Annotated in this window: 9 protein-coding genes; 5 read left to right on the top strand and 4 right to left on the bottom strand. The window is 68.5% G+C overall.

Annotated elements, in window-relative coordinates:
- Positions 1–315 precede the first annotated feature (315 nt).
- Complete coding sequence (locus IBL26_RS21875; RefSeq protein WP_187786643.1) at positions 316–1,842, bottom strand: ABC transporter substrate-binding protein; 1,527 nt, start codon at positions 1,840–1,842, stop codon at positions 316–318.
- Between the two features lie 523 nt (positions 1,843–2,365).
- Between IBL26_RS21875 and IBL26_RS21870 the strand changes: the two genes are divergently transcribed.
- Both IBL26_RS21870 and IBL26_RS21865 read left to right on the top strand, forming a co-directional pair.
- Positions 2,366–3,766: an aminotransferase gene (locus IBL26_RS21870; protein WP_187786642.1), complete on the top strand. Its 1,401-nt coding sequence runs from the start codon at positions 2,366–2,368 to the stop codon at positions 3,764–3,766.
- A gap of 431 nt (positions 3,767–4,197) precedes the next feature.
- On the top strand, positions 4,198–5,430 hold the full coding sequence (locus IBL26_RS21865) for a D-alanyl-D-alanine carboxypeptidase family protein (protein WP_187786641.1): 1,233 nt from the start codon (positions 4,198–4,200) through the stop codon (positions 5,428–5,430).
- Between the two features lie 368 nt (positions 5,431–5,798).
- Here IBL26_RS21865 and IBL26_RS21860 read toward each other — a convergent pair whose 3' ends face one another.
- Both IBL26_RS21860 and ubiA read right to left on the bottom strand, forming a co-directional pair.
- Complete coding sequence (locus IBL26_RS21860; RefSeq protein ID WP_187786656.1) at positions 5,799–6,422, bottom strand: class I SAM-dependent methyltransferase; 624 nt, start codon at positions 6,420–6,422, stop codon at positions 5,799–5,801.
- A 401-nt stretch (positions 6,423–6,823) separates the two neighbouring features.
- Complete coding sequence (gene ubiA / locus IBL26_RS21855; RefSeq protein WP_408901965.1) at positions 6,824–7,774, bottom strand: 4-hydroxybenzoate octaprenyltransferase; 951 nt, start codon at positions 7,772–7,774, stop codon at positions 6,824–6,826.
- Between ubiA and IBL26_RS21850 the strand changes: the two genes are divergently transcribed.
- The 3 genes from IBL26_RS21850 (at position 7,767) to hemA (ending at position 11,583) form a co-directional block, all read left to right on the top strand.
- On the top strand, positions 7,767–8,495 hold the full coding sequence (locus IBL26_RS21850; RefSeq protein ID WP_187786639.1) for a 16S rRNA (uracil(1498)-N(3))-methyltransferase: 729 nt from the start codon (positions 7,767–7,769) through the stop codon (positions 8,493–8,495). The two genes, ubiA and IBL26_RS21850, sit on opposite strands and share 8 nt — an antisense overlap.
- 68 nt (positions 8,496–8,563) lie before the next feature.
- A complete protein-coding gene (locus IBL26_RS21845) occupies positions 8,564–9,907 on the top strand; it encodes a glutamate--cysteine ligase (RefSeq protein ID WP_187786638.1) in 1,344 nt (447 codons plus the stop codon).
- 461 nt (positions 9,908–10,368) lie between these two features.
- Complete coding sequence (gene hemA / locus IBL26_RS21840) at positions 10,369–11,583, top strand: 5-aminolevulinate synthase (protein WP_187786637.1); 1,215 nt, start codon at positions 10,369–10,371, stop codon at positions 11,581–11,583.
- Positions 11,584–11,965: 382 nt separating this feature from the next.
- On the opposite strand, the gene IBL26_RS21835 is transcribed toward hemA, so the two are convergent.
- Positions 11,966–12,937: M15 family metallopeptidase (locus IBL26_RS21835; RefSeq protein ID WP_187786636.1), on the bottom strand; the 972-nt coding region annotated here is incomplete at its 5' end.

The following is a 12,937-nucleotide window of genomic DNA, read 5'->3' as shown; positions in this document are numbered from 1 at the left end:
TCTTTTTTCTGCGAGTTGGCCGAGTGATTGAAGCCTGAATCACGCGGCCGAACAGAAGCACAGAGCATGGTGTATGAACGCATGGGGACGCATCATGCGCTAAACCAGCGTTGGCGCCGCAGGCAAACCATGAATGCGCCGTTGCATCGAAAGCGGCGTGGCCAGCCTGCACCACCCGTCGCGCAAACTTGGCGCGACCACCCCAACAAACAGGCCCACCCTCCTTCATCGCGCGTCCAGAAACTGACAGAAAAAAGATGGGGTCCGGGGAATTCCTTCCCCGGCCTTTTCCCATCAGAAAGCGGGATAGCCCCGTTACCCCGGCGACGTCTCTTCCAGCGTGATCGGCGCGTAGAAGGTGAGGCTGCCTGGAAGATTGTGGAAACCCTGCACCCCGGCCTGCATGGCGAAGGCCTGGGAGCGGAGCGTCAACCACACGATCGGGCATTCCTCCGCCGCCTGCTTCTGCAGGTCGTCATAGATCGCGCGTCGCTTCGCCGGGTGCGCCTCCTGCCGCCCGGCCTGCAGCAGGGCGTCGATCTTCTCGCTGCTGAAGCCGTGGGAGCGTGTGTAGGCGTTGCTGCCGGTGAGGTAGACGGAGAGCGCATCTGGGTCCGGCCACGCCGCCACGGTACCGAACACCGCGAAGTCGTATTGACCGCGATTGCCCATGGTGACGCGCGTGCCCCATTCCGGCAGGCGCAGCGTCACGTCGATGCCGACTTCCTTCAGATTCTGCTGCACCACCTCGGCCGTCGCCTGGTGCAGCGTGGGGCTGGATGTCGCCAGCAGCGTCGCCGCGAAGCCGCCGCCGACGCCGGCCTCCTGCAACAGCTGCTTCGCGCGCGCCGGATCGTAGGAGAAGATACCGGCGCTGGGCAGGTCATCATACGGCGCCGGGTAGGGTAGGCCGAATTGTTGCGTGCCGCGGCCGTAATGCGCGGCGCGCACCACCTCATCCCGCTTGATGGCGTAGGCTACGGCGCGGCGCACCCGCGCATCGGTGAACGGCCCGGTGCGCGTGTTGAACAGCAGGTTCATGAACGGACCCACCGTGCTTTCCATCTTCAGCCGGGGGTTGGCGTCGATGGCGCTCATGCTCTGCCACGGCACGCCCTCGATCACGTCCACATCGCCAGCCTGCAGGGCGGAGACACGCAGGTTCTCGTCCGAGTAGCCCTGGAAGCGGATGCGCGCGACCTTCGGCAGGCCAGGCTTGTAGAAGCCCTCGAAGCGCTCGACCTCGATGGAGGAACCGCGCTCGATCGCCGCCAGCTTGAACGGCCCGGTACCCACCGGCAGCCCGTTCAGCACCGCCTTCTTCGCCGAGAGGATCGGCGCATGGTAGCTGGCCATCAAATGCGGGAAGGGAATCGACGCTTCCTTCAACAGGATTCGCCCTTCCAGCGGACCCAGCACCTCCACCTTGTCCACCACGGACAGGAACGGCTTCATGTAGGCGGTAGAGTTCTCCGCCAGGATTTCCTGCAAGGTGAAGCGCACATCCTCGGCCGTGACTGCATCGCCATTGTGGAAGCGTACATTCGGCAGCAGCTTGAAGCGGTAGGCCGTCGGGCTTTCCGCGACCCAGCTCTCCGCCATCTCGTTCCGCAACTGGCCGGCATGGTCGTAGGAGAGCAGGCTGCGGTAGATCATCATCTTCACCGCTGCCTGCGACGATCCGGTATTCTCCAGCGGGCGGATATTCGGCGGGAAATTCACCAGCCCGACCCGCAGCAGGCCCTCAGCCGCCGCCGCCACCCGAGCCGGCGCCCCACCCGCCAGCACCAGCCCGCCCGCGACCCCCAACAGCCCGCGCCGGCCAATCGCCAAGCGAGACACGCCGTTATTTCTCATCCCGTGAAATTCTTCGCGCATGATCTCTCGGCCTTCCATATCTTGGAGGAGAGCCTGTCGATATTGGGGGAGTGGGGCAAGCCGTTTCCCGGTGGGTGCAACGGGAAGGCCGGGGAAAGAATTCCCCGGCCCCCTTCTTTTCTTTTTCGAATTTTCGGGCGGGACTGTTGAAGCCGTGCGCCTGAGAGACGGCTGGGTGTGCCGGAGGTCCTGGACCTTCGGCGACTGACGGTTCAGCCCTTGTGGCCCATCATTAAAATCATCAAGACGCGTCCGCTCTCAGTCCTGCAGCGTTGTCCCAAATTCGAAAAAGAAAGAAGGGGTCCGGGGAATTCTTTCCCCGGCCTTCCTCCACCCTCCCCGCCAGCCCAACCTGACCCGGAACTCCAGGCCGGGCTGCCTTTCGGCACGCGGACCCGTTCAAGCTTTGGCGTGCTCTCTTCCGGCTTGGCGCGGTTGGGCGCAGAGTGGGTGCTGCGCTTCCGTTCAGCCTGCAAGGACCGTGTCGATGACCCCGCCCGATGATGCCCCGCGTTTCAACTCCGCCGCTGCGCGGGACATCGAGTATGCCCTGCATCCCTACACCAACCACAAGGCGTTCCGGGATACGGGCCCGCTGATCATCCAGCGCGGCCAGGGCATCAAGGTCTTCGACGACAGCGGCAAGGGCTACATTGAATCGGTGGCCGGGCTGTGGTGCGCCTCGCTGGGCTTCGCCAACCAGCGGCTGGCGGATGCGGCCTACAAGCAGATGCAGCAGTTGCCCTTCTACCATGCCTTCGGCGCCCGCAGCCACGACCCGCTGATCGACCTGTCGGAGGCGCTGATCCAGCGCGCGCCGCTCTCCACCGGCGGCAAGCCGTTCAGCAAGGTGTTCTTCGCCAATTCGGGGTCCGAGGCGAATGACAGCGCGATCAAGATGATCTGGTTCTACAACAACGCCATCGGCCGCCCGGCGAAGAAGAAGATCATCGGCCGGGTGCGCGGCTACCACGGCATCACGGTCGCCTCCGGCTCCGTCACCGGCCAGCCGGCCAACCACAAGATGTTCGATCTGCCGATCGCCGGGTTCTTCCACGTCTCCACCCCGCACCACTACGGCTACGCCCAGCCCGGGGAGACGGAGGAAGCGTTTGCCAGCCGCCTGGCGCAGGAGCTGGACGACCTGATCGTGCGGGAAGGCCCGGACACCGTGGCCGCCTTCTTCGCCGAGCCGGTGATGGGCGCCGGCGGCGTCATCATCCCGCCCGCTACCTATTACGAGAAGATCCAGGCCGTGCTGCGGAAGCACGACGTGCTGTTCGTGGCGGATGAAGTGATCTGCGGCTTCGGCCGCACCGGCCACTACTGGGGCTGCCAGACCTTCGGCATCCAGCCGGATATCCTGACCTGCGCCAAGCAGCTCTCCTCCGCCTTCCTGCCGATCTCCGCCGTGATGATCAGCGAACAGCTCTACCAGGGCATCGCCGAGGGCTCGGACGCCGCCGGCACCTGGGGCCACGGCTTCACCTATTCCGGCCACCCGGTACCCGCCGCCGTGGCGCTGGAGACGCTGAAAATCTACGACGAGATGGAGATGCCGAAGCTCGTCGCCACCCGCGGCGCCTACCTGCAGAAGGCGATGCAGGACCGCTTCGCCAGCCACCCCCTGGTGGGCGAGGTGCGCGGAGTCGGCATGATCGGCGCCATCCAGCTGAGCCCGGACAAGGCCAGCCGCGCGACCTTCGACCCGGCCCGCAAGCTGGGCCCGCGCTGGCAGGCGCTGGGGCTGGAGCATGGCGTGATGATGCGGGTGCTGGTGAACGAATCCGCCGCCATCTCCCCTCCGCTGACCATCTCCGAACCCGAGATCGATGAGATGCTGGACCTGATCGGGGCGGCGCTGGATGACCTGGCCAAGGAAATCTGAGCCTTCCGGGGCCGCTGGGTGATTGAGAGGGGCGCTGCCCCTCTCAAACGCTCCCCGCCAAAGGCCTGAGGCCTTTGGAAACCCCTTCTGAGGTCGCTTTATCTGAGGAATGAAAAACCTTCAGAACATTGATTATTCCACGGTAATTCCAGAAGCACAGCGCGCAGCACCAAGTATCACGCTTGTCTCGACGCGGGTGCAGGGGATCGCATCCCCTGCCAGGGGAGCTTGAGGGGGACAGCGCCCCCTCAAACCCAGCCTATGCCCCCAGCCGCAGCGCGCCCCGCCCTTTGCCACGCTTCGTTGCAGAGCGGCCTATGGCGGCGCTCAGGCTCCTGGCCTAGCTTCCGCCCGATTTCAGCCCGCGGCCATCGCCCACCGGAACGACGCCTCTGGCCCCGGCGCGAGGCCGCATCGGGGATGCCGTACGGATGTTCCGCCTGCCACCAACCGCCGCACTGCTGGTGCTCCTGGCCGCCGCGCCTGCCCTGGCTCAGGCCCCCGCTCCCCTCGCTACCGCCACGGCAGCGCCCGCCGCCGCCGCGCTGGCCCCGGCGGAGGCCGCTGGCATCCAGGCGCCCCTAGTGCAGGCTGGGGCGTGGATTCTCTACGACCGCACCACTGGCCAGATCCTGGCGGAATCCAACCCGGACCTTCGGTGGGAGCCCGCCTCCCTCACCAAGTTGATGACCGCCTATCTGGTGCTGGAAGCCGTGCGGGATGGAAGGCTCAGCTGGCAGCAGGCGGTGGAGGTGCCGGCGGCGGTCCGGCGCGTCGGCAACGAGGAATCCCGCATGTACCTGGCCCCGGGCCAGCGCATCTCCCTGGCCATGCTGATGGGCGGGCTGCTGGTGGTCTCGGCCAACGATGCGGCGCTGACCCTGGCGCGTGCGATGGATGCGGATGAGGACGCTTTCGTGGCCCGCATGAACGCGGCGGCGGTGCGGCTCGGCATGTCGGGCACGCATTTCAACAACCCGTCCGGCATCCCCGGCCCCACCCACTACACCACGGCGGCCGACCTGCTGCGCCTGACGCTGGCCTTCGACCGCGACTTTCCGCAGGTCTACCAGCTCTCCCGCCAGCAGCACTTCGCCTACCAGCGCTTCCAGCACACCTCCACCAACCGCCTGCTGGCACTGGACCCGACGGTCGATGGGCTGAAGACCGGCCATACCCGGGCCGCCGGCTACAATATCGTCGTCTCCTCCCGCGGCCTGGCGGCGGCGGGGCAGCCGGACCGCGGCTTCATCGTCGTCCTGCTGGGCGCGCCGAGCCGCGCCGCCCAGGTGCAAAGCGCCCGCGCGCTGCTGGCCCACGGCGCCTCGGCCTTCCATCTGGTCCAGGTGCTAACGGCGGGGGAGGCGTTGCAGCACAGCCGCGTCTACGGCTCGGCGGCGGGCTCGGTCGGCCTGGGCGTGACGGAAGGGCGCATCCTGGCCCTGCCGGCCGGCATCCAGCCGCAACTGCGCATCACGCTGGAGGACACGACGCCTTTCGCACCGGTTACGCGCGGTACCGTCATCGGCCATGTGGAAGCCCTGGCCGGCGGCCAGCCCTTGCTGCGCGCGCCCCTGGTCACGCTGGAAGACGCCGAGCCCGCCGCCTGGCCGACCCGTTTCCGCGACAGGATTTCGTTGCTGCTGTCCCAGTGGATGGGGTGAAAGGTCGGGGAGGATTTTTCTCTGTCGGCGACTCCGCCCTGTCCCCACTCTCGGTCCGGACCCATGGCTGAGGGCCGGCGCATGGGGCGCAACGCGCCGCTAGAGCGTGATGGCTCGACATTGAATCATCGAAAAGTCTGAATCACGCGATCACGTAGAGCATGATGCGTCAACGAATATGAGCGCATCGCGCTCTAAAGCAGAGCCATTCCATGCACCCTGCCACTTTGGGCCAGGCTGCAAACCACTGCCATCAGCCACCACAATAACTCGAAAAAACAAGATGGGGTCCGGGGAATTCCTTCCCCGGCCTTGCTTCCACTCAGCCAATCGATGCCGCAGCGGCCTAACCGAAGACTCTCGCCGCCTCAGCCCAGCACGCGGTAGATCGTCACCTCCCGGCTGTCCCGGTCTTCCAGTTCCCGCGTCGTCGGCACAGGGAAGCGCCCCAGGGCGACCATGCCGTCCTTCGGCAGGTAGGCCCGCCCCGGGTCGGCCAGCAGCACCTCGGCCCCGCCGGCGGCCAGGCGGCGCAGCCAGGGCATGATGTGCTGCGTCATCGGCGCTTCGTAGCAGACGTCGCCGGCCAGGATGGTGTCCCAGCGGCAGGGGGCGCCGACCACGTCATCCTCGGGCGTCGCCACCGCCACGCCGTTGTGGCGGGCGTTCAGGCGGGTCGCGGCCCGGGCCAGGGGGTCGATCTCGGCGGCCTCGACGCTGGCAGCGCCGGCGCGCAGGGCGGCAATGGCGGCCAGCCCGCCCCCGGCGGCGAAATCCAGCACGCGGCGGCCGCGCACATCCACTGTGCCATCCAGCATCAGCCGCGCCAGGGCCTGGCTGCCGGGCCAGGCGAAGGCCCAGAAGGGCGGCTCGATGTTGCGCTCGGCCAGCCATTCCTCGGTGGCCTGCCAGATCGGGGTGATCTCGGTGGCCAGGTACAGTTCCACCTCGGGCACCAGGGCGGGGCGGGCCAGGGCGGTGTGGGCAGCGATGAAGGCCTCGGCCGGGTCGGTGGCCTGGCCTGCACCGGCAGCGGGCTGGACGGCGGCTGCAGTAGCAGTGGGTGGGGCGTCGGCTGCAGTGCCGGCAGGCCGGGCATCGGGCATCCCGCCCGCGCCAGCCGCCAGCCCATCAGCACGTGCATCGCTCTGCATGACGCCCGGCACGGCGATGAACGTTCCGCCAGGCCCGCCCAAGGTAATGGCGGACACGCCCACGCCGCCCGGCCCCTCCGTATCCCCAGGCGCGCCCACCGCCATGACGGGTGCAAGGCCCGTCGCCTCGGCAGGCGCGCCACCAGGCGCACCACCGGGCACCACGCCCCCCACAGCCGCAATGGCCGTGCCCTCCGGCACCCCGGAGGCCGCCGTCGGCCCCACCGCCCCGCCGCCGTTCACAGCCGCCCCGCCAGGAAAGCGAGCGCGATCAGCAGGCCGACATCGCGGTTGCTCTGGAACAGCCGCAGGCACAGCGCCGGGTTATGGATGTCCAGCCGCGCCACCTGCCAGGCCAGCATGGCGGCAGGCAGCAGCAGCACCGGCCAGAACCACGGCCCCATGCCGCCCAGCCAGCCCGCCAGCGCCAGCAACACCACCGCACCGCCGTAGCAGATGGCCAGGAAGGGCCGCGTCCGCTCGCCGAAATGGCGCGCGGTGCTGCGGATACCGACCAGGATGTCGTCCTCCCGGTCCTGGTGGGCATAGATGGTGTCGTAGGCCAGGATCCACAGGAAGGCGGCGGCGTAGAGGAAGCTGCCCACCGCATCCAGCCGCCCCGTTGCCGCCGCGTAGCCCAGCGGCGCGGCCCAGGAGAAGGTGAGGCCCAGCACCGCCTGCGGCCAGTCCGTCACCCGCTTCGCCGCCGGGTACAGTGCCACCGGCACCAGGGAGACAACGCCGAGGACGATGGAGAGCGGGTTCAGCGTCAGCAGGATCGCCAGCCCCAGCAGCAGCAGGACGCCGAGGAACGCCACCGCCTTCTTCACCGACACGGCGCCCGAGGCCAGCGGCCGGCTGGCGGTGCGGCTGACCTTCTTGTCCAGCTCCCGGTCCCACAGATCGTTCACCACGCAGCCGGCGCCGCGCATGATCGTGGCCCCCAGCGCGAATAACAGCGTGAGCCACAGCCCCGTCCGCCAGTCCGGTGCCGCCAGCGCGAAGGCCCACAACCCCGGCAGCAGCAGCAGCCAGACGCCGATCGGCCGGTCCAGCCGCATCAGCAGCGCATAGGGCTGCCAGGCGGAAGGCAGTTGCGCGACCCAGCCCCGGGCGCGGATATCGGTATGCGGGGCCGCGCCCGTATCGGTGCCCCCTGCCTCAGTGCCTCTGGAGCCGCCCATGTCCATCCCTCGCCTCTATGTCGAAGCCGACCTCGCCGAAGGGGTGGATGTGCCCTGTTTACCCGGCCAGGGCCACTATCTCGGCCAGGTGATGCGCAAGGCGGAAGGCGATGCGGTGGACCTGTTCAACGGGCGGGACGGCGAATGGCGCGCCAGCGTCGCCAGCCTGCGCAAGGACAAGGCCATCCTGGTGCCGCGCCAGCGCCTGCGCCCGCAGGCCGCAACGGCCGATATCCGCCTGCTGCTGGCCCCCCTGAAGCGGGACGCGATGGAATGGGTGGTGGAAAAGGCGACCGAGCTAGGCGTCGCCAGCATCCACCCCGTCTTCACCGCCCGCGGCATCGTGGGAAAAATAAATCACGAGCGCCTTTCGACCATTGCGCGCGAGGCGGCGGAGCAGTGCGAGCGGCTGGACCTGCCCACCATCGCCCCCGCCATGGACCTGCACGCGGCGCTGGAAGCCTGGGACGGCACGCCCATCTTCGTCGGGCATGAACGCGGCGCGGCGCCACCCCTGCCCACCCTTCTCGCGGGGCGAAACCCGCCCCTGGCGCTGCTGGTCGGTCCCGAAGGTGGTTTCACGAAGCAGGAACTTGACGTCGTGGGCCGGCGACACTTTGTTTCATCAGCCGCGCTCGGCCCCCGCATCCTGCGGGCGGAGACGGCGGCGGTTGCGGGGCTCGCAGTGCTGCAAGCACTGGCGGGCGACTGGACCGTCCCCTCCTGATACGGCAAACCCCACCTTGACGGCGGGTTTTACCGCCAAGCCGCAGACACGCACGGTAGGTTCCACGAATGTCCAATCCCGGCGAGGCCGATCTCACGCCGATCACCTCCGTGCGGCAACTCGCCGACTGGTTCGCCCAGGGCAGCAAAGCCCCGGGCGACTGGGCCATCGGCACGGAGCACGAGAAATTCGGCTTCTATCACGCCAACCTGGCGCCGCCGCCCTATGAGCCGGCCGGCATCCGCGCCCTGCTGGAAAGCCTGCAAGGCCAGGGCTGGGCACCGATCCTGGACAACGGCAACCCCATCGGCCTGACGCGGGACAAGGCCTCCATCAGCCTCGAGCCCGGGGGGCAGTTCGAGCTGTCCGGCGCGCCGCTGCCGGACCTGCACGCCGCCTGGGCGGAGTTGCAGAACCACCTGGAGGAGACCCGCGCGGCCTCCGCCCCCCTTGGCCTCGGCTTCGCGCCGCTGGGCTTCCACCCGCTGGCGCAGCGGGCGGACATGCCGTGGATGCCCAAGGGCCGCTACGCCATCATGCGGCAATACATGCCGCGCGTCGGCGCCATGGGGCTGGACATGATGCTGCGCACCTGCACCGTGCAGGTGAACCTCGATTTCGGCACCGAGGCCGACATGGTCGAGAAGCTGCGCATCTCCCTCGCGCTGCAGCCGCTGGCCACCGCGCTGTTCGCCAACTCCCCCTTCGCCGAGGGCAAGCCCAACGGCTTCCGCACCCTGCGCGGCCGCGTCTGGACCGAGACGGACCCGGACCGCACCGGCATCCCCGCCGTGGCGTTCGAGGACGGCTTCGGCTTCCAGCGCTTTTCCGAATACGTGCTGGACGTGCCGATGTACTTCATCATGCGGGAAGGCCGCTACGTCGACGCCACCGGCAGCACCTTCCGCCAGTTCATGGCCAAGGGCCTGCCCGGCCAACCCGGCATCGAGGCGACGATGGGCGACTGGGCCGACCACGTCACCACCGTCTTCACCGATGTGCGCCTGAAGCGCTTCCTGGAAATGCGCGGCGCCGATGCCGGCAGCCCGGAGATGCTGCAGGCCCTGCCCGCCTTCTGGACCGGCCTGCTGTACAGCGATGCCGCGCAGAAAGCCGCCACCGCCCTGGTGCGGGACTGGCCGGTAGCCGACATCCAGGCCCTGCGCCGCGCCGTGCCCGCCACCGCCCTGGCCACCCCCTTCCAGGGCCGCACCCTGCGCGAGGTGGCGGCCGACGCCATCGCCATCGCCCGGGACGGCCTGCGCGCCCGCGGCCTGGGCGAGGAGACCTTCCTGGAACCGCTGGACGCCATCGTCGCCAGCGGCGAAACCCAGGCCGACCGCTGGCTGCGCCTGTACCGCGACGAGTGGCAGGGCGACGTCTCCCGCATCTTCCAGGCGGCGGCGATCTGACAAGGTAGAAGGCTGGGGGAATGAATTCCCCCAGGCCCCCTTCTTTTCTTTTTCGGGATTATCGATGCGCGGCCTTTGGCCGTGTTGCGCTCGGGGGCCACGGCCTCCCGCGATGGGGCAGGCCAGCCGCATGGCCTTGATGCCGTAAATCCGCCGGTCCGTTCGCAGCGGTCTTTCCGCGCCAGCTTCGTCGGCGGCTTGGCCACAAGGTCCACATGGACCGGCACCACCCTCCAGCCTGTACGAGATCCTGAGACACGTCCTCAGACAGCAGATTGTTGGAGTCATCATAGGCTTCGCCATCTGGCGCCGCCCTCCGCTCCCGAACCCCAAACTGACAAAAAGAAGATGGGGGCCCGGGGGAATTCCTTCCCCCGGCCTTCCCCATGGACAGTTCGTCCAGATGACAGGCCAACCCGATATGTCTTATCTGGTGGAACCCGTTCGCTGGAGGTCCCCTCATGCACCCCTTCCAGACTTATTGCCGCGAGGAGCTCGGCCGCATGAAGGCGGAGGGGCGGTATCGCAGCTTCGCCGCCCTTAACAAATCCCGTGGCGAGTTCCCCCGCTATACCGATGCGCAGGGGCGGCGGATCACCGTCTGGTCCTCCAACGACTATCTGGGCCTCGGCGGGTCGGACGAGTTGGCGGAGGCGGCGATCGCGGCGGTGCGGGCGCATGGCGTCGGCTCGGGCGGCACGCGCAACATCTCCGGCAACACGCCGGTGCACGAGGCGCTGGAGCGGGAGCTGGCCAGCCTGCATGGCAAGCCAGCGGCGCTGGTCTTCACCTCCGGCTACGTGGCCAACCAGGCGGCGCTGGGCACCATCCTGGCCAGCATGGGCGGCAACTGGCACGTATTCTCGGACGCCAAGAACCACAATTCCATGATCGCCGGCATGAAGAATGCCCGGGCGAAGACGGTGTTCCGCCACAACGACCCGGCGCATCTGGACGCGCTGCTGGCGGCGGCGGAACCCGGCGTGAACAAGTTGGTCGCCTTCGAATCCGTCTATTCGATGGATGGGGACATCGCCCCGCTGGCGGAGCTGGCGGATATCTGCCGCAAGCACGGCGCGCTGAGCTACCTGGACGAGGTGCACGCCGTCGGCATGTACGGCACCACCGGCGCCGGGGTGGCAGAGCGCGACGGGGTGGCGGACCGCATCGACATCATCCAGGGCACCCTGGCCAAGGCCTTCGGTTGCCACGGCGGCTACGTGGCGGCGGGTGCCGAGGTCATCGACTACCTGCGCTCGGCCGCCGCCGGCTTCATCTTCACCACCTCCCTGCCGCCGGCGCTGGCCGCCGCCGGCCTTGCCAGCGTGCGCCATGTGCGCCAGGCCACCGGCCTCCGCGCCCGCCATGCGGAACGCGCCGCCCGGCTGAAGGACGCCTTCCGCGCCGTGGGGGTGGAGCCGATGCCCTCCGCCAGCCACATCGTGCCGGTGCTGGTGGGGGATGCCGCGCTGTGCCGCGAGGTCAGCCGCCTGCTGCTGGAGGAACACGGCCTGTACGTGACCGCCATCAACTACCCCACCGTGCCGCGCGGCACGGAGCGCCTGCGCTTCACCCCCACCCCGCGCCATGGCGATGCCGAGATCACCGAGGCCGCCCAGGCCCTGGCGGCGGTGCTGCGCCAGGTGGGGCTGCTGCGGAGCGCGGACGCGGCCTGAGGGGGGGGGGGGAGGGAAGCGGAAGGCCGGGGAAGGAATTCCCCGGGCCCCTTCTTTTTTTCTGCGAATCTTCTGAGTGTGGCCGTGGGTAGGTCCTGCCTTTCTCACCAGGAACTGGGTCACACTGGAGCCACGTGACCTCCGGCGACAGACGGTTCAGCCCTGATGGCCCATAGTATTCTACGGCTCCACCTCCCAGTCTGAAGCCCCACGCCAAACTTGCAGAAAAAAGATGGGGTTTCAGGGGAATTCATTCCCCTGACCTTCCCTTCCACCCCGGGCCAAATACCAATCCGCGCCAGAAACCGATCTTCGATCGAGACGCTGGCCAGCCACGGCAACTACGCCTAGCTGTTTGAGATGCGCACCCCTCCAGACGATATCAGGCAAGACGGATCGAACCCGGACGGCCAAAGCCGTGCTGGCAGAAGAAATACTCCATCTCGTAATCCTCGCTGTCATCCGGCACGCGCAGGTCGAAATGCACCGTGTCCTTCTGGGCGAAGTCACCGCCCCAGCGCAGGCCCTGGCTCTTCACGCTCTGGATGAAGGCCTGGATGGGTGGCGGCAGGTCGCCCTTCAGCATGTCGGAGGTGAAGAGCTGGCCATCCAGCACGATGTTCACATCGACCGCGCGGCCGATCAGGTGCTGGGACCGTGTGGCAGGCGGCACCACCGCGCCGCTGACCGGTGCACCGGCCACCCGGAAGGCCTGGTTCAGCCGCAGTTCCACCCCGTGCTGCTGCGCCGCCTCATCCAGGATGCGCAGGGCCGGCAGGAAATCCGCATGGACCAGGATATGGTCGTCGTCCGCGCCCTGCGGCAGGGTCGTGAAGCCATCGGCACGGCGGATGCGACCCAGCGCACTGGCCCGCACCAGCACCAGCGGAGAGGCCGCCGCGCAACCGGCCCAGCCCTCCAGCGCGGTGGCGGAGGACGCATCGCATTCGCCGCTCAGCTGCACGCCCGCGGGTTCGGGGTAGTCCTCCATCTGCCCGCCGCGCATCCGCGCCCTGTGGTGGCGCGCATACCACTGGAAGCGCCGCAGGGCGCGCCTGGTGGCGGGACCGAACTCACCATCCACCTTGCTGTCCAGCATGCCGGCGGCCTCCAGCGCCCGTTGCAGCGCCTCGATCGGCCGCTCCGCCCGCCCGGGCTGCTCGGTACCGCCCCAGCGAAAGGTCGCGTCGTTATCGCCCTCGCGCAGCACCAGCCCGCTGAGCACCGCGACCAGGGACACCATGCCGGCGCCCCCGCCGGCACCCATGCCGAGCGGCGCGGCGCCAGGGCCCGGCCCGGCGGGGGGTGGCGGCGCCAAAGGTGGCGCAACTGGGGGCGGCGCGGCCAGGCCGCC

The sequence above is a fragment of the Teichococcus aerophilus genome (assembly GCF_014490485.1).
Taxonomy (GTDB): Bacteria; Pseudomonadota; Alphaproteobacteria; order Acetobacterales; family Acetobacteraceae; genus Pseudoroseomonas; species Pseudoroseomonas aerophila.
The sequence above is the reverse complement of the archived record's forward strand: the minus strand, read 5'-3'. Positions and strand labels throughout refer to the sequence as shown.